Raw genomic sequence first — 19,546 nt, 5'->3', positions numbered from 1 at the left:
GCGACGGTTTTGTCAGACGTCGCAATAACGTGTTCATCACTGCGGATGGGCCGCTACGCGCAGTTTTTCCGCGTTCGCCATGTCTTGCCGGTAAGTGTCTTGCGCATCCTTCAGGCAAGTGGCCTGCGTGGCGGACGGTTCCAAACGGCAGGCTTTTTTTGCCTCGGCCAGGGCGGCGGCAATCTCCTTGCGCAAGGTGCGCAGCTGGGCTTGCGCCGTGCTGTCTTCCTGGTACCAGCGTTGCGGGTCGCCCGGCTGTGGCATGGCTGTCTGGGCCAGCGCCAGTGGGGCCAGGCTACAGGCGAACAGGACGCTCAATAGGGTGTTGTGGGTAGTCATGATCTTTCCTCCTCAAAATAAGAAAGGCGCCGCAGCGCCTTTTTTTACAACCTGCCTGTCAGTAATAGCAGGATCAGTATCACGACGACCAGGCCGGCGACGCCGCTGGGGCCGTAACCCCAGTTGCGGCTATGCGGCCAGGTAGGCAGGACGCCGACCAGGGCCAGGATCAAGATGATCAGAATGATGGTGCCCATGGCAACTCCTTGTTATCGTACGATGTATGCGGGATGGCGGACGCCTGCTGGCAAGCTCCGCCGAGAATTAATAGCGGTAGACGCGGCCATCAACGACGCGCACGCGGTTGCCTGGGCGCAAGTCATTCGCATTGTCCTGCACCACGGTGCGGTATTCGCCATTGTCGAGGCGCACGCTGATCTGGTAGGCCTGCGCTTGCTGCCTGCGGCCTTCCACCTGGTTGCCGACCACGCCGCCGGCAACGGCGCCCGCGACGGTGGCGGCCGTGCGTCCACCGCCCGAGCCTATGGTATTGCCCAGCAGGGCGCCGGCAATGCCGCCGACCACGGCGCCGGCGCCACTGGTTTGACCGCCACCCTGCACGATCTGGATGGAATCGACGGTGCCATACATGGCGGACTCAGGCTGGTTGGCCGGATAATATTGTTGTGACTGGGAAGGGCCGGTGGCGCAACCGCTCAGTACGGCGGTGGCAGCGAGCATCAGTGCAGCCAAGGTGGCATTGGTTTTCATTTTATTCTCCTGACGAGGTGAGGGTGTAGTGCCATCTTAGTCATGCCCCTGTCCCCGGTCTGTACGCTGCCGCACGCACTTATTTCGTATCTAAATGACATTCTTTCCCCCGTGCGATTCACCAAAACGTTGTTATTTATCCCAGTCTGCCTCCAAGTTCTAAAATAAATTACTTGTGTACGGCAGCGTACAGAAGAGAGGCGACGATCCACGTAAAACGGTAGTCATGCCAAGCAGACATGCTTGTCACCACCAGGGAGAAATACATGAATAAAAATAAGCTTTTCACCGCCATCGTTGTCAGCCTGGCGTGCGCCGCCTGGGGCGGCCAGGCAGTGGCCGCCACGCCGGAAGCGAAAGCAGCCTACAAGGCGGCCAATGAACAGGCTGGCCTGAATTACAAGCTTGCACATGCGGAATGCGAAAAAATCACGGGCAACCCGAAGGATGTCTGCATCGCCGAAGCGAAGGCCGTGCGCACTTACGATGAAGCAGTGGCGCAGGCCCAATATACGAATACCCTGCGTGCCTACACCAAGGCGCGCATCAAGATTGCCGATGCCAATTACGACGTCGACCTGGCCCGCTGCAATGCGCTGACGGGCAACGACAAGGATGTCTGCGTCAAGCTGGCCAAGTCCACCAAGGTGGCGGCCCTGGCCGACGCCAAGGCGGACAAGAAAGTCATCGAAGCGCGCAGCGATGCGCGTGAAGCAAAAAGAAAAGCCGAGTACAAGGTCGCTACAGAAAAATGCGATGCATTAGCCGGCGCAGCCAAGGATGACTGTATCAAGGCTGCAAAAACCCAGTTTGGCTACTGAACGCCATTTGGCGCGCAGTCACCACACTGGTATAAGAAGCTCATTGTGAGCACATTGATTGACCACTCCTAAGGAAAAACCATGAAATTTACTAAATCTATCGCTACTGGCCTTTTCGTCGCTTCCCTGTTCGCTGTTGCAGGTTGCGCTTCGACTCCAACCAAAGAAGGCACGGGCGAGTACATCGACGACGCGGCCATCACCACCAAAGTGAAAGCCAGCATCTTCAATGAGCCTACCCTGAAATCGACGGAAATCAACGTTGAAACCTTCAAGGGTGTGGTTCAGCTGAGCGGCTTCGTTGCCCAGCCAGCCGATGCCGCCAAAGCGGGCGAAATTACCCGTGGCGTCAAGGGCGTGAAGTCGGTGAAAAACGACATCCGCGTCAAGTAATGGCATGACCTGCCGCAGTGCCCGGCTCCACGGCTGGCACTGCGGCCCTCCACCGACCGTTGCGGGAATCGCATGCATATCCAGCCTTCAGATACCCCGCCCGAGCCGGTGGTGGCTGCCTCCACCGAGCCTGCCGGGCCACCTTCAGGTATGCCCACAGAGCACCTGGACGCATCCTTGCGCCTGCCTCTGCATGTCAATGCGCGAGGCCTGGCCCTGGGCATCATCGCTACTGTCAGCTTCATCTATGCGCTGCAGTGGGCGCAGAAATTCCTCATTCCCGTCATCTTCGGCATTTTTATTGCCTACACCCTCAATCCCGTTGTCGGCTGGCTGGAAAAGCTGCGCCTGCCGCGCGCCATCGGCGCCACTGCCGTCACGGCCCTGATACTGTTCGGCTCCATCGTCGTGGTCGAGCGCGTGCAGGGCGAATTTGAATCCATCGTTGAAGAGTTGCCAGCCGCCACGCACAAGCTGTCGCGCCTGATTGCCGCCAGTACGGGCGGCAAGAACAGCACCTTCCAGAAGATGCAGGCCGTCGCCAATGAAATCGAGCAAGTGGCCGCCGGCGCCGAAGCGCGCCGCAACAACCGCCGCGCCGCCGCTGCCGAGGCACCCAATTTCAAGATCATGGACTGGGTCTGGGCCGGTTCGCTGGGCCTGGTGGGCTTCCTCAGCCAGGCGACCATGGTCATCTTTCTCGTGTTTTTCCTGCTGCTGTCGGGCGATACCTTCAAGCGCAAGCTCGTCAAGCTAACGGGACCGTCGCTGAGCCGCAAGAAGGTCACCGTGCACATCCTGGAAGACATCAACACCTCGATTCAGAACTATATGTTCATGCTGCTCGTCACGAATGGCTTGCTGGCCGTCCTGATGTGGATCGCCTTGCGCGTGATCGGCCTGGAAAATGCGGGCGCCTGGGCCATCGTGGCCGGCTTGCTGCACATCATGCCGTATTTCGGCCCCTTGCTTATCACCATCGCCACGGGGCTGGTGGCTTTTTTACAGTTCGAATCGCTGCAAATGGTCTTGCTGGTGACGGGTACTTCGATGGCCATCGCCACCCTGGTCGGCACCTTTGTTACCACCTGGATGACGGGGCGCATTGCCCGCATGAATCCCACTGCCGTCTTCATCAGCCTGCTGTTCTGGGGCTGGCTGTGGGGCGTCTGGGGCTTGCTGCTGGGCGTGCCCATCATCGTCATCGTGAAGGTGGTGGCCGAGCGCGTGCAGGGCATGGAAGTGGTGGCGGAACTGCTGGGCGAATAGCTTGCCTCAGCGCCAAAGCCAACGGCGCCCGCGGGCGCCGTTGTTGCATCTGGAATGCTGATTTACGACTGGTGGCGTTTCAGTATCTTGAATTGCACATCGCCGTCGTCCGTCTTCGGCATATCCTTCATGCTGCCCAGCTGGAGGGCGAACTGGCGCGTGAATTCGGCGCCCAGGAAGAAGATTTGCGCCGAGTAATACACCCACAGCAGCAGGGCTACCAGCGAACCGGCCGCGCCATAGCTGCTGGCCACGCCGCTATTGCCGATATACACGCCTATGGCATATTTGCCCAAGGAAAACATGAAAGCCGTGCCCACGGCTCCGATCAACACGTCGCGCCAGGACAGGCGCACGCGCGGCAGCATTTTATAGATGACGGCGAACAGGCTGGCGATGACGGCAAAGCCGATCAGGTTCGACAATATGGTAAACAGCACGGCTGTGTCTTTCCACACGCCTTCCCAGAAGTTGGCGAGGATGGCCATGGCGGCGTTGACTACCAGCGACACCATTAGCAGGAAGGCCAGCACCAGCACCAGGCCGAAGGACAGCAAACGCGTGCGCAGCATGTCCCAGGCGCCCGCTTCCTTCAGCGGCGGCACTTGCCAGATTTCATCGAGACTGGCTTTCAGTTCGGCAAACACGCTGGTGGCGCCAAACAGCAGCAGGGCGCTGGCGATCAGGGTGGCGATGCGCCCCTGTTCATGGTTCTTTGCGCCAGCCAGCACCAACTGGATGGCTTCGGCGCCCTGCGTGCCCAGCAAACCTTGCAGTTGCCCCATCAGCTCGCCGCGCGCGGCGGCCGGTCCATAGAAAAAGCCGGCGATGGCAATCACCAGCACGAGGATGGGGGCGATGGAAAACAGGGTGTAGTAGGCGAGGGCCGCGCCCTTGCTTGAGGCGCGGTGTTCCAGCCATTCGGTGACGGAACAGACGAGGACACTGCGCATCTGTTTGCTGAACGGTGCCAGGCCGGCCAGTCTGGGATAGCGGGTAGAAAAATTCATGATGGCTTTCAATGCAAAAAAGGGGCGCGAGCCCCTTTTTTTATTCATAAGTGGCGTACCACTGTTCAGCTTACTGCACGCGGCGTTCGATAGTGATTTGTTCCACTTCAACGCGGCGGTTTGGTTCCAGGCACTTGATCAGGTCGGCACGCTTCTTGTTATTGCAGGTGACGACAGGATTGGTGGAGCCCTTGCCTTCGGCCGTCAGGCGGTTGGCGGCGACACCGTTAGCGACCAGGTATTCCTTGACTGCATCAGCGCGCTGCTGCGACAGTTTCAGATTGTACTTGGGCGAACCGATGCGGTCGGCATAACCACTGATGACGACGTTGTTGACGTCCGGCGCTGCGTTCAGCACGCGGGCGATTTCGTCGAGCTTGGTCTGTGTCGGACCCAGCTTGGCGCTGTCGAACGCGAACAGTTCCGTTGCTGCCATCGTCACTTTTTCAAAGCGCGGTGGCGGTGGTGGCGGTGGCGGCGGCACGACCACGACGACTTCCTCGCGTACTGGCGGCGGTGGCGGTGGTGGTGGCGGTGCAGGTGGTTTGTCGAACGCGAAGTTCAGGCCCAAGGTCACGTAGTAGTTGTTGGACTTGCTGCTCGGATCGAAGGTATTGCCACGCAGGAAACCGTGCACATTGCGCACGTCGGCCTGGAACGACAGTTGATCGGTGATGGTGGACTGGAAGCCCAGGCCCACGCTCGCGTATGGCGAGCTCTTGCTGCGTTCACCGAAAGCGAAGCTGGTGTCCTTGTCGCGCTGCATGCCGGCACCGACCAGCAGGAAGGGGCGGAAGGCTTTGCGAGAGAACATGTACAGACCGTCTACGCCCAGCGTATTTTGCTGGTAGCGCTGACCGCCATCCTTGGAGCGGGCATACGTGGTGCCCAATTGGATATCCCAGTCCTGGGAAACGGGTTTACCGAAACGCAAGCCTGCGCCATAGCCGGTTTTATCCGTGGCGAAGTCGGAATCTGGCTTGAGTGCGTTGAGGCTAGGTTGAATGTACCAGGAAGGATTGATTTCCTGGGCCTGTGCGCCGAGGGCGGAGCACAGAACTGCGGCGGCAACGGCGATTTTTTTTAGTTTATTCACAAGTAACTCCCAACGTTGATAAGAGATTTTCTCTATTGCATCAATGCGACTACTGCCAGACATGCTATTGCTAGAGATAGACAACAATTCCAGGTGCGCTTTCTTGCGATAAATGCACTGCTGTTGGACTAGAGAATACGATGGCAGGTTCGCAAGTTCCGTGCGTTAGCGCACAAAGCATTGTGGTATATCAATGATGTTGCAGATTCACGACAAAGACTTCAGTGTTGAAAAAAACTAATTTGCCTCGGGAAACTTTTGCAATCACAGGCACTTCCCGGGGGCGCGACCAGCGGCAATCGTACGACTTGTTACCCGCGTGCCACTGTATATTAGCAACAATGATGAGCTTGATAACTAATATTACATTGATGTTGTATTCTTGCCGCGTTCTGTTGCCTTGCCGGGCTTCCTCCGGGCAACTTTTGCGCGCCGCAGCCAGCTCCGCCACTTTTCATCAAGGAGTCACCCGTGCCTGACCTGTCCCGTATCTTTTCTTCCCCGCTTGCTGGCAAAGTGGGCCCGCTGGGTCTGCTGTGCCTGCTGCTGTCACCGGGCATGGCGACGCCGGCCTGGGCCGATAGCGGCGTGTCCCTGTTTTCGCCCAGTGGCACGGTCAAGGCCGTGCGCCAGGTGCGGGCCCAGTTCGCCACGCCGATGGTGCCGTTCGGCGACATGGGTTTGCCCGCGCCGTTCGCCATCGATTGCGGCAAGGCCGAGCCTGCCGTCGTGGCGGGTGCGGGGCGTTGGGCCGACGAGCGCAACTGGAACTATGATTTCGAGCGCGACTTGCCGGCCGGCGTAGCATGCAGCTTTACCTTGAAAGCGGGGCTGAAGGACCTGGCGGGCAAGCCCTTGCAAGGGACGACGTCCTACCGCTTTTCCACGGGAGGCCCGGCCATCGTCGAGGCTGTACCCTATGACGGCCAGCCGTATATCGATGAAAACCAGATCTTCGTGCTGGGCCTGGACGCCGTGCCAAACGAGGCCAGCGTGGCCGCGAATGCATATTGCCGCGCCGATGGCATCAATGAAAAGATTCCCGTGCGGCGGCTTGTGGGCAAGGAGCTGGAGCAGGTATTGACCCTGCGCAAGAGCTTTCTCGACCGCTACTTGACCGTGTACTTCAAGAAGCGGGGCACGCTGTGGAAAGTGGGTATGCCCGTCGCCAGCAAGGGTGCGCCGCCGTTGCCCGTCACCGTGCTGCAATGCAAGCGCAGCTTCCCCGCCAACGCCAAGGTCTCCCTGGTCTGGGGCGAGGGCATCGCCAGCGCCAGCGGCATCGCCACGGAGAAGGCGCAAACCCTGCAGTTCAAGACGCGTCCCGATTTTACGGCCAAGTTCAGTTGCGAACGCAGCAACCCGAAGGAACAGTGCATCCCCTTCCTGCCCATGCGCTTGCAGTTTTCCGCGCCCGTGAAAGCGTCGCTGGTGCGCGCCATGACCCTGACAGGGGGCGGCAAGACGTATGCGCCAACGATCTCGAAGGAAGAGGAAAAAGCGGAATTTGTACAAGACGTGACGTTTAACGGGCCATTTCCCGTGCAAGCCAGTTTTGTCCTGAACCTGCCGCCGAAACTCACGGACGACGCGGGCCGTGCCTTGCTCAACCGCGCGCGCTTCCCCATGACGGTGCGCACGGGCGAACAGCCGCCGCTGCTGAAGTTCCCGGCCCCGTTCGGTATCATCGAAGCCAAGGGCGACGGCTTGCTGCCCGTCACGGTGCGCAATATCGAGCCCGTGCTGTCGGGCAAGGAAATCGCCAGGGAATCGGCACCGGCATCGGCCGCCACGGGCGCCACCTTGCGCGTGCCCGACAATGACGACAAATTCATCATCGAGTGGATGCAGCGCCTGGCCGGCAATGGCGACGGGGGCGAATACTGGCAACCGTATGCCCAGTATGCTGGCAACATGAGCAAATCCGTGCTGGCCGGTGCCGCCGGCACGCGCCCCATCAGCCTGCCGCGCCCCGATGGCAAGAAAACCTTTGAAGTGATCGGCATTCCGCTGCAGAAACCAGGCTTTTACGTGGTCGAGCTGGCCAGCCCCATCCTGGGCAAGGTGCTGCTGGGTAAACCGACCACGGCCTACATCCGCACTGCCGCGCTGGTGACCAACCTGGCGGCCCACTTCAAGCACGGTGCGCAATCGTCACTCGTGTGGGTAACGTCGCTGGACAAGGGCGCGCCTGTTGCGAAAGCACAAGTGGCCGTGCGCGACTGCGCCGGCAAGCTGCTGTGGCAAGGCGCCACGGGCGCGGACGGCGTGGCGCACATCCCCGGCGAGCTGGCCAATTCCAGCTGCAAGAACAATGGCCGCTACTTTATCAGTGCGCGCAGCGGCGGCGACATGACGTTCACCCTGTCGGACTGGGTGGGTGGCATCGAAGCCTGGCGCTTCAATTTGCCTACGGACGACACGCGCGCCGACAACACTTTGCTTGCCACGGTATTTGACCGCACCTTGCTGCGCGCCGGCGAAACCGTGCACATGAAGCATTTCATCCGCAAGCACACGGCCGAAGGCATGAGCCTGGTCGACAGGAACAACGGCCCCGGCAGCGCCACTTCCGTCGTCATCACGCACCAGGGCAGCGACCAGAATTACCAGCTGCCCCTGCGCTGGTCGGCCAGCGGCACGGCGGAAAGCGACTGGCTCATTCCCGCCGACGCCAAGCAGGGCGAATACAGCGTGACCATGGCGGGCCGCCCGTCCGGCAGTTTCCGTGTGGAAGCGTTCCGCGTGCCCACCATGAAAGCCGTGCTGCAGGGCCCGAAAGCGCCCGCCGTGCAGGCGAAACAGCTGGCCCTGGATGCGCAAATCACGTATCTGGCCGGCGGCGCCGCCACCAACGCGCCCGTCAAGCTGCGCACGGTGCTGCAGGACAAGAGCGTGACTTTTCCCGATTATCCCGATGTCAGCTTCAGCAATGGCGACGTGAAAGAAGGCCTGGTGAAACAGGGCACGGGCTATGACGACGATGAGGGCGAATGGCAGGACGAAGGCAATGGCGGGCCAGCGGGCCCCGGCGCCACGGCCGCGCGCACGCAAAGCTTGACCCTGGACAAGGCGGGCGGCGCGCGCATCGTCATCGACCAGCTGCCGCAGCTGTCCGCGCCGCGTGACCTGGTGGCGGAAATGGCTTTCCAGGATGCGAATGGCGAGACGGCTTCCGTCGCCACGCGCGTGCCGCTGTGGCCATCGAACTATGTGATCGGCATCAAGCCAGACGCCTGGGCCTTGAGCAAGGATGCCTTCAAGTTCACAGTGGCCGTGCTGGGCACCAATGGCAAGCCCGTGGCAAACGCGGCCGTGGCCGTCGACTTCTTTCAGCGCAACAGCTATTCGCACCGCCGCCGCCTGATCGGTGGTTTCTATGCGTATGAAAACAGCAGCGAAATCGTCAAGCTGGGTTCCGCCTGCACTGGCAAGACGGACAACAAGGGCTTGCTGGTCTGCGACGTGAAGGCACCGGCCAGCGGCAATTTGATTCTGCGCGCCCGCACGCAGGATGCGTCCGGCAACGCGGCAGTCGCCAATCGCGAAACCTGGGTGGCCGGCAGCGGCGACTGGTGGTTCAACGCCAGCGACAATGACCGCATCGACGTTTTGCCTGAAAAGAAACGCTATGAACCGGGCCAGGAAGCGAGCTTGCAAGTGCGCATGCCGTTCCGCTCGGGCACGGCGCTGATCACGGTCGAGCGCGAAGGCATCCTCGACACCTATGTGCGCCAGCTCAATGGCCGGGAACCGGTGGTGAATATCCCGGTCAAACCGAACTACGCGCCAAATGTGTATGTCTCCGTGTTTGTCGTGCGGGGCAGGGTGGATGGCGTGCAGCCGACGGCCCTGGTCGACCTGGGCAAGCCAGCCTACAAGATGGGCATCGCGCCCCTGAACGTGGGGTGGCAGGCGCATGAGCTGAACGTCATGGTGGTGTCCGACAAGGAAGTGTATAAAACGCGCGACAAGGCAGAGGTGTCCGTGCGCGTGCGCCGCGCCGATGGCAAAGCCTTGCCAGCTGGCGCGGAAGTGGCGCTGGCAGCTGTCGATACGGGCTTGCTGGAACTCATGCCCAACGATAGCTGGAAATTGCTCGACACCATGATGGCACAGCGCAGCCTGCAGGTGGAAACGGCGACGGCGCAGATGCAGGTGATCGGCAAGCGTCACTTCGGCCGCAAGGCCTTCCCGGCCGGCGGTGGCGGCGGCAAGGGCGCCAGCCGCGAACTGTTCGACACCCTGCTGTTCTGGAAGGGTACCGTCAAGCTCGACGCCAAGGGCGAAGCCACGGTGCAAGTACCGCTGAACGACTCGCTGACGGCGTTTCGCATCGTCGCCATCGCCAGCGCGGGCAAGGAATTGTTTGGCACGGGCAGCACGGATATCCGCAGTTCGCAAGACCTGATCCTGATGTCCGGCTTGCCGACCCTCGTGCGTGAAGGCGACCAGTTGCGCGCAGGATTCACCGTGCGCAACACCTCGGCCGCATCCTTGAGCGTGGAACTCAATGCAACGGCGGCCGGCAAGGCGCAGCCGCGCCAGAACTTGACCTTGGCGGCGGGCGAAGCGCGCGAAGTGGGCTGGGATTACCAGGTGCCGCTTGGCGCGCAAACTGTCGTGTGGGAGATTAGCGCGAAAGCGGGCAGCCATACGGATAAACTGAAAATCACGCAAAAGGTAGGCCAGGCCACCCCCGTGCGCACCTACCAGGCCACCTTGCTGCAGTTAGAAAAGCCGGTGAATATGTCGGTGCAGATGCCGGCCGGTGCCTTGCCTGGCCGGGGCGGTATCCAGACCAGCTTTGTCGCCAAGCTGGGCGGCGAGCTGCCCGGAGTGCGCGAGTACATGGCCGCCTACCCCTACACCTGCTTCGAGCAGAACACCTCGAAAGCCATCGCCCTGCAAGACCAGGATGCGTGGAACAAGCTGGCCGCCAGCTTGCCCGCCTACCTGGACAGCGATGGCATGCTGAAATATTTCCCCATCATGGAGCAGGGCAGTGACAGCCTGACGGCGTATGTGCTGTCGGCAAGCAGGGAAGCGGGCTATGCAATTCCCGAGCAGACGAAGAACCGCATGGAAGAAGCCTTGACCGCCTTCGTGCAGGGCCGCATCGTGCGCCGCTCTGCGCTGGCCACGACCGACCTGGCCGTGCGCAAGCTGGCCGCGCTGGAAGCACTGTCGCGTTCCAACAAAGTGCCACCCGATGCCTTGGAGAGCATCAGCATCAGTCCGAACCTGTGGCCCACTTCCGCTGTCATCGACTGGAGCTTGTTGTTGCAACGCACGCCAAGCCTGGCGCGCCGCGATGCGCTGCTGGCCGAGGCGCAGCAGATTTTGCGTTCGCGCCTGAATTTCCAGGGCACGACCATGGGCTTTTCCACCGAGCGCAAGGATAACTGGTGGTGGCTGATGGTCTCCGGCGACGTCAACGCCAACCGACTGCTGCTGGCCGTGATGGACGACCCGGCGTGGAAGGATGACATCGGCCGCCTCGTGCGCGGCAGCATGGGCCGCCAGAAAAAGGGCCGTTGGGATACCACGGTGGCCAACGCCTGGGGTACCCTGGCGATTGCCAAATTCTCGGCCAAGTTCGAGTCCACTCCCGTGACGGGCGCCAGCGCCGTGAAGCTGGGCAGCGACACGCAAGCGCTCGTGTGGAACGGCGCCGCGAAAGTCGGCCCCGTGCTGCAAGCGTGGCCGAAGGGCATGGATACCCTGGGCCTGGCCCACAGCGGCACGGGCAAGCCTTGGGCCACCGTGCAAAGCCTGGCGGCCATCCCGCTCAAGGCGCCCGTGTCGAGCGGTTACACGATCAAGAAGACCATTACGCCCGTGGAACAGAGAACCACTGGCGTATGGTCGCGCGGCGATGTGTACCGCGTGCGCCTGGACTTGTCGGCGCAGGCGGACATGAGCTGGGTGGTGGTCGACGACCCGATTCCCGCCAGCGCTACAGTGCTGGGCAATGGCCTGGGGCGCGATTCGCAGCTGATGACGGCCAGCGAAAAATCCACCGGCTGGGTCTGGCCTACGTTCGAGGAACGGGCCTTCGACGCCTTCCGCGCCTATTACGCCTTCGTGCCGAAGGGTAACTGGAGCGTGGAATACACGGTGCGCCTAAACAATGCGGGCGACTTCAGCCTGCCTGCCACGCGCATCGAAGCCATGTATTCGCCCGAGATGTTTGGCGAGTCGCCGAACTCGAATGTGAAGGTCGGGCAGTGAGAGGTAAGACTGTGAAGCGGTTGATTTTTGTCATGGGTTGCGTGCTGGCTGGCCCCGCATTTGCGCAAGCTGTGCTGACGCCGGCCCAGGTGCAGGCCGCCTACCGCAGTTCGGAAGCGCAGCTGCTGGACCGCAGTGGCGCCCCGCTGCAATCCTTGCGCGTTGACATGAAGGTGCGGCGTTTGCCGTGGGTGCCGCTGGCCGAAATCTCCCCCGCCGTGCAGCAGGCCGTGCTGCTGGCGGAAGACCAGCGCTTCATGCGCCATGGCGGCGTGGATGTGTCCGCGCTGGCCACGGCCGCCTGGGACAATCTGTTTTCAAAAAAGCCCCGGGGCGCCTCGACCATCACCATGCAGCTGGCGGGCCAGCTCGACGCGGACTTGCAGGCTCAAGCGGGCGGGCGCAGCCTGCGCCAGAAATGGGACCAGATGCGCGCGGCGCAAGCCATCGAGGATAGCTGGAGCAAGGCCCAGATTTTCGAGGCTTACCTGAATCTCGTCTCGTTCCGCGGCGAGCTGCAAGGCATCGCGTCCGCCTCGTACAGCCTGTTCGGCAAGGCGCCATCGGGCCTGAACCAGACGGATGGCATCATTCTGGCCAGCCTGGTGCGGGCGCCGAATGCGCCGCCGGCCACTGTCACGCGCCGTGCCTGCGCGCTGGCGAAGGAATGGCGCATGGACAGCAGCTGCCAGCTGATCGGCCAGCGCGTGCAGACGGCCTTGCAGCGCACGGCCCTGTACGCCGACCTCGCACCGGCGCCGCAGGTGGCGCAGCAGCTGCTCAAGCAATCGGGCGCCTCCGTGCGTAGCACCCTCGATGGCCCCTTGCAGCGCTTTGCGCAGGAAAATCTGCGCCAGCAGCTGGCGTCCTTGCGCGAGCGCAATGTCAACGATGGCGCCATCATCGTGCTCGACAACCGCAGCGGAGAAGTCCTTGCTTATGTGGGCAATGCGGGCGGCAGCCATGTCGATGGCGTGACGGCCCTGCGCCAGGCCGGTTCCACTTTGAAACCATTCCTGTATGAACTGGCCATCGAGCGCCGGCTGATGACGGCCGCCTCCGTCATGGACGATTCGCCGCTGGACGTCGCCACGGCATCGGGCATGTATGCGCCGCAAAACTACGACCGCAACTTCAAGGGTTATGTCAGCGCGCGCACCAGCCTGGCCAGTTCGCTCAACATTCCCGCCGTGCGCACGGTGCTGCTGACGGGGCAGGACGGCTTCTACAATCGCCTCAAGGAAGTGGGCCTGTCCAGTCTGACGGAACCGGCCGAATATTACGGCCCTTCGCTGGCGCTGGGCTCGTCGGAAGTGACCCTGCTGGAACTGGCCAATGCCTACCGCGCGCTGGCGAATGGCGGGCTGTACAGCACTGCCAGCCTGCAGCCGGGGCAGGCGGGCAAGGATAGGCGCCGCGTGATGGAGCCGGGCGCCGCCTTCATCGTCGGCGATATCCTGGCAGACCGCGCCGCGCGCAGCATGACCTTTGGCTTGCGCAACGAGCTGGGGACGAATTTCTGGAGCGCCGTCAAGACGGGCACCAGCAAGGACATGCGCGACAACTGGTGCATGGGCTACTCGGAACGCTACACGGTGGGCGTGTGGGTGGGCAACTTCGACGGCAAGCCCATGTGGGACGTCTCGGGCGTGACGGGCGCCGCGCCCGTGTGGCGCGACGTCATGGACTACCTGCACAAGAACGTCCCCAGCCATGCACCAAAAGCGCCGCCCGGCGTGCTGCAGCAGATGGTCGCTTACCAGCCCGCGCTGGAAGCGCCGCGCCGCGAATGGTTCATCGCTGGTACGGAAAGCCCCGTCATCGCCGTGCTGGGCGACACCGTGAAGCCAGCCGCCATCGTGTATCCGGCCGAGGACAGCATCCTTGCCATCGACCCCGACATCCCGCCCGCCCTGCAGCGCGTGTTCTTCCAGGCGCAGGGCAGCCATGCCTTGCGCTGGGTGCTCGACGGCAAGGATATGGGCGCCGCTCTTGATAGCATCAGCTGGCGCCCCGTGCCGGGCAAGCACGCACTGGCCCTCGTCGACGACCTTGGCAAAACGGTGGCGCAGGTGGCGTTCCAGGTGCGGGGGAATGCGCTGGCGCAGAGGCATTAGGTCTGACGGTATTGCGGCTGCCATTCGCCTGTCCTGCTGTTTGAATCATGCCCGTTGACTCATTGATCAGAAAAGTGTGCTGCTGTTCCTGTCATGGATGCTGTCTCTGTTGGAATAGTGTGTGGAATGTCAAAGTGGAAATATCGGCAAAAATGTGTAGATGAAAAGCTCCAAAAAAAGCGGGAAAAAATAGATACATTCCAATAGGGGGAGTATATTCTCGCTGTCTTCTGCTGCAAGATCGCTAGCGGCTGGTGTATGGCAAGAGAGGTTGTGGAACAACCTTGCCCTATTTTTATGTTGAAAATAAATTTCAGAAATATTTTGCGGTAATTAAGATGCGGAACTTCTATTTTCTTGTTATTTTTTTGGGGTTTGGAATAATGCTGCCACCAGGGCATGCTACAGAGAGAGTAGTAGCTACTGAGGAAAAAACTGTCAATGTCAGAGCATTGGATTTTAGCTTTATGAAAGAGCCACCTGATCGGAAGATAAAAAACAGGGTGGATCTTTCTGCAATCAAGACTGCCGAAGATTTGGCTGTGGTGAAAGATGCTATTAATCCTGTGATGGACTTTTTCCAGGTTTATAGCCAGGTTCGAGCAACCCCATCATCATTTTCCGCGCTTGCTTCCAGTGACGGGATCAAGCAGATGCGATTTCCTCCGAAAATAGATCACCTAAATTATTACATATCGAAAAAAATATGGAATTGGGTGGTGCACGATCCCCAGACTATTTTCTTGACCGTGGATTTTCGCGGCATGCCGCCCGACACCGGAGTTCATCGCGATACTTTTGTATTTGTGAAAAGGGATGGCGTATGGTTGTTTGATCGCCATGATCTCTAGCTGCGGCGGGGGACGGCCCTATCACTGGGCCAGTTTTTTGACTGCCAGGCCAGGCGCCAGCCATAGCAGCAATATCCAGAGCAGAAAAGAAAGGCTACGCTGCAGCGGCACGCAGCACAGGCTGAAAATAGTGATCCAGGCCAAAGAAAACGTGCGTGGTACTTGCGCGCAATCTAGCAGCCACAGCGTCGCGCCCATGGCGAGAAACATGACTGGCATGGCAAACCACCATTTGCGTTCGATCGGCGACATGATTTCCTGATAAGAGAAGTATGTGTCCCCGATTCTAACGTAAAAGTTGTCAAAAATTACGGCGCGCTGATGATTTTCGTCAATGCGATACGGTAAGCCGGCTGCACATCGCCATCCTTGTCCAGCTTGTCCGTCATGATCACGCCGTAGCCTTGCGCGTACCACACGTATTCGCCGCTTTTGCCTTTGCTTTTGCCACCGACGTCACGCAGTTCGAACTTGCAGGCGTCGGGGAAGCGGCGCCCGCCCAGTTCCAGGCGTTCCCAGCCCAGGAAGGTGATGGAGAAATCGCGTTTATCCGTGCGCGTGGAGGTGGTGATTTTGTCGGACAGGCCCGCCAGCGGGTAGTGGGTGCTTGTTTGCGTGTCCGTGAACTGTACGCGCACTTCCTGGCCGGGGCGCATATTGGCGGGGATGGCCGACTGCGGCGCGTAAACGTTCTTGCTGCGCACGCTGCCGTCTTCATTGTAATGGACCGTGCCCGTCAGGAATACCTGGCCGTCGCGGATGTCCTGATAAGACGTGGCCAGCAGGACGCCGCCGTCGAGGATTAGCTGCGTGCCCTTGAGTTTTTTGCCCTCGAACAGTTCCTCGACGTTGACTTGGGCGTCGCCATTGTTCTTGCTGAACTTGATACCCGTGGTCAGTTCCATGCACTCGCCCACCGTGGGGGCCGCCTGTACACCGGCGGCGGCCAGCACGCCTGCCGCCATCATCGTTTGCCATGCTGCTTTCATTGCCATCCTAGCTATCTTGTAAAGTCGCGATGATAGCGTGCCTGGAAGCAACGTGGCGCAGCGCTGATACTATTTCGTAGGGGAGATGGGGATGCTGGGCATAGCGGGTGTGGACGCTGGCGTGGCCGTCGGCTTGTTACGCCGCGTGCGCTTGTCCGTGCGCGCCTTGGCTGGCTTGCCGTCGTGCACCAGCTTGCCTTTGTTGTCCAGTTTGTCGGACTGATCCGATTTCTGGCCCGGATCATTCGGATTGTTGGTGTGGTTGCCCGTCTGGTTGACATTTGTCGTCGACTGGGCTTGTACCCAGGCGCCGCCGACGGTCATCAGGGTGGCGGCCAGCAAGAGAGCGGCGGTTTTCATGGCAGTGTCCTGTGCAAGTATTGATTCGAGCTGGCATTGTCACACAGGAGTCCGCCCGCACGGGTAGGACGGCGCCTCATGCTTGTGTCGGTTAGTTGCCAATGATTATCGGAATTGCTCCGTCGAGATATCAAAGCGCTTGAGCTTGTCGTACAGGGTTTTCTTTGGGATATTCAGTGCGGCCGCCGCCTCGATGACGTTGCCATTGTGGCGGCGCAAGGCTTCTTCGATGATGGAAATCTCGAAGGTGTCGACTTGCTCGGCCAGCGACGCTTCGCGGCAGCCGGCCGGGCTGAGGGTGTCGTCGAGCAAGCCCAGCACGAAGCGGTCGGCCACATTGTGCAGCTCGCGCACGTTGCCGGCCCAGCGCTGCGCCATCAGGGACGCGATCAGTTCGCCGCTGACGAGGGCGGCCGGCTGGCCATAGCGCAGCGCCGCCTGCAGCACGAAAAACTCGAACAGCAGGGGGATATCCTCGCGCCGGTTGCGCAGCGCCGGCAGGGTCAGGCTGGCCACGTTCAGGCGGTAATACAGGTCGGGGCGGAACTTGCCCTGTTCCGCCAGCACACTCAAGTCTTCCTTGGCGGCCGCAATCACGCGGAAATTGACGGAAATGAGCTTGTTCGATCCCAGGCGTTCGACTTGCCGTTCCTGCAGCACGCGCAGCAGTTTTACTTGCAGGGCCAGCGGCATGCTTTCGATTTCGTCCAGGAACAAGGTGCCGCCGTTGGCGTACTCGATCTTGCCGATGCGCTGGCGTTGCGCGCCCGTAAAGGCACCTTCCTCGTGGCCGAACAGTTCCGATTCAAAAATCGATTCGGGCAGCGCGCCGCAGTTGATCGCCACGAAAGGGTGGTCGCGCCGCTCGCTGAAGTCGTGCAGGCAGCGGGCAATCAGTTCCTTGCCGGTGCCCGTTTCGCCCAGGATGATGATGTCGGCCGACTTCGGCGCCAGGTTCAGCACCAGCTGGCGCACCTTGGCCATGGCCGCGCTGCGCCCCACGATGCGCGCCTTGATGCCCACCCGCTGCTCGAGCTGGCGGCGCAAGTTCATGTTTTCCAGCACCAGATGGCGTTTATCGAGCGCGCGCCGGCACACTTCCACCAGCAAGTCGGCGGAAAACGGCTTTTCGATGAAATCGTAGGCGCCACGGCGCATGGCGCCCACAGCCATCGATACGTCGCCATGACCGGTGACGAGGATGACGGGCAGGCTGGCATCCTGCGCCACGGCGATATCGAGCAGTTTCAAGCCATCCATGCCGGGCAGTTTGATATCGCTCAATAAAATGCCCGCAAATTCGGGCACCAGGTAAGGCAGCGCTTCTTCGGCCGTGGCGACGGCCGTCACTTGCAGCCCTGCCAGTTCCAGCGATTGCCGGGCGCCCTTGCGCACGACGGCATCGTCTTCCACCAGCAGCACTTGCATGCCTTCAAAATTATTCTCGTGCATCAGATGTGTCCTTCGTCTCTCTCCCCCGGGTCGCAGCTCAGGGTGATGGTAAATTGTGCGCCGCCCCCTTCCTGCGCGCTGCGGTTGCGCACGGCCAGTGCGCTGCCGGCCGCGCGCAGTATGCCTGCACTGATCGACAATCCCAAGCCCAGCCCGTGTTCCTTGGTGGTATAAAAAGGGTCGAAGATCTTGTCGAGCGAGGCCAGCGGGATGCCGGGGCCATTATCGGTGATATGCAGCACGGCGAGGTCGCCTTCGCGGCGCACCTGGAACCATATATGCACGGGCTCGCTTTCCGGCACGGCATCCATGGCGTTGGTGATCAGGTTGGTAAACACCTGCTCCAGCCCGATGGCGTTGCACAGCACGATGATGTCGTCCTCAAGCCAGCTTTCATGCAGGGTCAGGCGTTGCGAATGCTTGCGCGTGCGGATTTGCAGCATGGTTTGCGCAAACGCCTGGCGCACGCTGACCGGTTTGCGCGCATCGTCGCTGCGCCGCGCAAAGCCCTTCAGTTGCGAGGTGACATAGCCGAGGCGCTTGACGAGGTCGGAAATGGTGGACAGATTGTCCAGCGCATCGTCGATGCGACCCCGTGCCAAAAAGACTTTGGCATTGTCGGAAAAGGTTTGCAGGGCGGCCAACGGCTGGTTCAGTTCGTGCGTGACGCCGGCCGCCATCTGCCCGATGGCAGCCAGCTTGCCGCTTTGCACCAGTTCTGCCTGGGCATAGCGCAGGGTCTGTTCGGCCCGCTCGCGTTCGGCTACTTCCGCCTGCAGGCGGCCATTCGCGTGCACCAGGTCGGCCGTGCGCTGCTCGACCTTGATTTCCAGCTGTTCATAAGCGCGCGCCAGGGTTTGTTGCGCATTGAGCTTGTCGGCGATGCGGCGCCGGCGCTGGCGCGCATACATCTGGGCCAGCAGCAGCAAGGCCCAGCCCAGCGCGGCGGCCATGGCCGCGTTGCGCGCCGCCTCGTTGACCTGGTCGAGTTCGGCCAGCACGGTGATTTGCCACTGCAGCGGACCCAGCGAGCGGTTCACGGCCAGGTAGTCGGCGCTGCCGGACAGGGCCGGCGTGTCGCCCGACTGCTGGCGCTCCAGCGTCATGACGCTGGCGCCGTCGGCGAACTGGCGCAGCACCTTGTGCGGCAAAATGGGCAAGTTTTCCTGCAGGAACTGGCGTTGTTCGCTGATGTCGTTCTTGGCGGCTGGCGACAGGGGCGCCAGGGTCTTGAACTTGAAGGCTTGCGTGGTGGCCAGGATGATCACGCCATTCGCATCCTTGACCCAGATCTGTTCGCCCGCACCGGGCGTGCGCCACGATTGCTCGATCCAGTCCAGGTTGACCTTGGCGGCGACGATGCCGATGATGCGCCCGTCGCGCAACACGGGCTGGGAAATGAAATAGCCAGCCTCGAAGGTGGAGAAGCCGATGCCGTAGAAGCGGCCGATGCCGCCCGCAATGGCGTTCTTGAAATAGGGACGGAAGCCGTAGTTGACGCCCACGTAGGAACTGCGGTCTTGCCAGTTGCTTGACGCCAGGGTCGTGCCCTTGTCGTCGAGCACGTAGACGGCAAAGGCGCCCGCGCGGCGGTTCATGTCGACCAGGTAGGCGTTGATCTGCGTGACTTTGTCGGCGCTGGGTTGCTCCAGCAGCTGCGCCACGGCATCGCTCTGGGCTACGGCCAGGGGCAGGAATTCGTATTTGTTGAGGGCGCCGCCGATGGACGCGGCATACAGTTCCGCGCGCGAGTCGAGCGTGCGGTGCAATTCATCGAGCTGGCGCTGCTTGACCCAGGCATACGACGCCCATGTCAGCATGACCAGTGAACCCACGGCCAGCAGGGGGGCGAGCGCGGGTCTCAGGGGCCATTTGCCGAATGCCATGGTGCTCCGTGTGTCGGG

General features: G+C 61.2%; 16 protein-coding genes. 6 read left to right on the top strand and 10 right to left on the bottom strand.

Annotated features, from left to right (window positions below; all coding sequences use genetic code 11):
* Window positions 1-36 precede the first annotated feature (36 nt).
* The 3 genes from ACQ4WZ_RS14505 to ACQ4WZ_RS14495 all read right to left on the bottom strand — a co-directional run bounded on the left by ACQ4WZ_RS14505 (window position 37) and on the right by ACQ4WZ_RS14495 (window position 1,050).
* The gene (locus ACQ4WZ_RS14505) at window positions 37-339 is read right to left on the bottom strand and encodes a hypothetical protein (RefSeq protein WP_436573746.1); all 303 of its coding nucleotides are present in this window, start codon (window positions 337-339) and stop codon (window positions 37-39) included.
* A 44-nt stretch (window positions 340-383) separates the two neighbouring features.
* A complete protein-coding gene (locus tag ACQ4WZ_RS14500; protein WP_092800820.1) occupies window positions 384-536 on the bottom strand; it encodes a DUF3309 family protein in 153 nt (50 codons plus the stop codon).
* A gap of 67 nt (window positions 537-603) precedes the next feature.
* Window positions 604-1,050, bottom strand: coding sequence for an outer membrane lipoprotein (locus ACQ4WZ_RS14495; protein WP_070278587.1), 447 nt, complete (start codon window positions 1,048-1,050; stop codon window positions 604-606).
* A 266-nt stretch (window positions 1,051-1,316) separates the two neighbouring features.
* On the opposite strand from ACQ4WZ_RS14495, the gene ACQ4WZ_RS14490 reads away from it, so the two are divergent.
* The 3 genes from ACQ4WZ_RS14490 (at window position 1,317) to ACQ4WZ_RS14480 (ending at window position 3,533) form a co-directional block, all read left to right on the top strand.
* Window positions 1,317-1,871 carry a hypothetical protein gene (locus ACQ4WZ_RS14490; RefSeq protein WP_046682431.1) on the top strand — a complete coding sequence of 185 codons (555 nt, stop codon included), beginning with the start codon at window positions 1,317-1,319 and terminating at the stop codon, window positions 1,869-1,871.
* An 81-nt stretch (window positions 1,872-1,952) separates the two neighbouring features.
* The gene (locus tag ACQ4WZ_RS14485; RefSeq protein WP_034786324.1) at window positions 1,953-2,264 is read left to right on the top strand and encodes a BON domain-containing protein; all 312 of its coding nucleotides are present in this window, start codon (window positions 1,953-1,955) and stop codon (window positions 2,262-2,264) included.
* A 177-nt stretch (window positions 2,265-2,441) separates the two neighbouring features.
* Window positions 2,442-3,533: an AI-2E family transporter gene (locus tag ACQ4WZ_RS14480; RefSeq protein WP_436573745.1), complete on the top strand. Its 1,092-nt coding sequence runs from the start codon at window positions 2,442-2,444 to the stop codon at window positions 3,531-3,533.
* A 62-nt stretch (window positions 3,534-3,595) separates the two neighbouring features.
* Here the strand turns inward: ACQ4WZ_RS14480 and ACQ4WZ_RS14475 are convergent, their stop codons facing one another.
* Entirely contained in the window at window positions 3,596-4,543 is a 948-nt protein-coding gene (locus ACQ4WZ_RS14475) for a YihY/virulence factor BrkB family protein (protein ID WP_436573744.1), read from the bottom strand.
* Window positions 4,544-4,613: 70 nt separating this feature from the next.
* Window positions 4,614-5,639 carry an OmpA family protein gene (locus tag ACQ4WZ_RS14470; RefSeq protein WP_101480364.1) on the bottom strand — a complete coding sequence of 342 codons (1,026 nt, stop codon included), beginning with the start codon at window positions 5,637-5,639 and terminating at the stop codon, window positions 4,614-4,616.
* A gap of 471 nt (window positions 5,640-6,110) precedes the next feature.
* On the opposite strand from ACQ4WZ_RS14470, the gene ACQ4WZ_RS14465 reads away from it, so the two are divergent.
* From ACQ4WZ_RS14465 to ACQ4WZ_RS14455, 3 genes are all read left to right on the top strand, one after another.
* Window positions 6,111-11,873: an alpha-2-macroglobulin family protein gene (locus ACQ4WZ_RS14465; RefSeq protein WP_436573743.1), complete on the top strand. Its 5,763-nt coding sequence runs from the start codon at window positions 6,111-6,113 to the stop codon at window positions 11,871-11,873.
* 32 nt (window positions 11,874-11,905) lie between these two features.
* The gene (gene pbpC, locus ACQ4WZ_RS14460; RefSeq protein WP_436573896.1) at window positions 11,906-13,990 is read left to right on the top strand and encodes a penicillin-binding protein 1C; all 2,085 of its coding nucleotides are present in this window, start codon (window positions 11,906-11,908) and stop codon (window positions 13,988-13,990) included.
* A gap of 284 nt (window positions 13,991-14,274) precedes the next feature.
* Window positions 14,275-14,841 carry a hypothetical protein gene (locus ACQ4WZ_RS14455; protein ID WP_436573742.1) on the top strand — a complete coding sequence of 189 codons (567 nt, stop codon included), beginning with the start codon at window positions 14,275-14,277 and terminating at the stop codon, window positions 14,839-14,841.
* 21 nt (window positions 14,842-14,862) lie between these two features.
* Here the strand turns inward: ACQ4WZ_RS14455 and ACQ4WZ_RS14450 are convergent, their stop codons facing one another.
* The 5 genes from ACQ4WZ_RS14450 to ACQ4WZ_RS14430 all read right to left on the bottom strand — a co-directional run bounded on the left by ACQ4WZ_RS14450 (window position 14,863) and on the right by ACQ4WZ_RS14430 (window position 19,528).
* Window positions 14,863-15,093: a hypothetical protein gene (locus ACQ4WZ_RS14450; RefSeq protein WP_436573741.1), complete on the bottom strand. Its 231-nt coding sequence runs from the start codon at window positions 15,091-15,093 to the stop codon at window positions 14,863-14,865.
* A 56-nt stretch (window positions 15,094-15,149) separates the two neighbouring features.
* Window positions 15,150-15,830 (bottom strand): hypothetical protein, encoded by a 681-nt coding sequence (locus ACQ4WZ_RS14445; protein WP_436573740.1) that lies wholly within the window; start codon window positions 15,828-15,830, stop codon window positions 15,150-15,152.
* Between the two features lie 69 nt (window positions 15,831-15,899).
* Window positions 15,900-16,190 (bottom strand): hypothetical protein, encoded by a 291-nt coding sequence (locus ACQ4WZ_RS14440; protein WP_133992770.1) that lies wholly within the window; start codon window positions 16,188-16,190, stop codon window positions 15,900-15,902.
* Between the two features lie 105 nt (window positions 16,191-16,295).
* Window positions 16,296-17,642 (bottom strand): sigma-54-dependent transcriptional regulator, encoded by a 1,347-nt coding sequence (locus ACQ4WZ_RS14435; RefSeq protein WP_436573739.1) that lies wholly within the window; start codon window positions 17,640-17,642, stop codon window positions 16,296-16,298.
* Window positions 17,642-19,528: a sensor histidine kinase gene (locus ACQ4WZ_RS14430; protein WP_436573738.1), complete on the bottom strand. Its 1,887-nt coding sequence runs from the start codon at window positions 19,526-19,528 to the stop codon at window positions 17,642-17,644. The genes ACQ4WZ_RS14435 and ACQ4WZ_RS14430 overlap by 1 nt, the downstream gene beginning before the upstream one ends.
* Window positions 19,529-19,546: the final 18 nt, after the last annotated feature.

The sequence above is a fragment of the Janthinobacterium darwini genome (assembly GCF_051380905.1).
Taxonomy (GTDB): domain Bacteria; phylum Pseudomonadota; class Gammaproteobacteria; order Burkholderiales; family Burkholderiaceae_D; genus Janthinobacterium.
The sequence above is the reverse complement of the archived record's forward strand: the minus strand, read 5'-3'. Positions and strand labels throughout refer to the sequence as shown.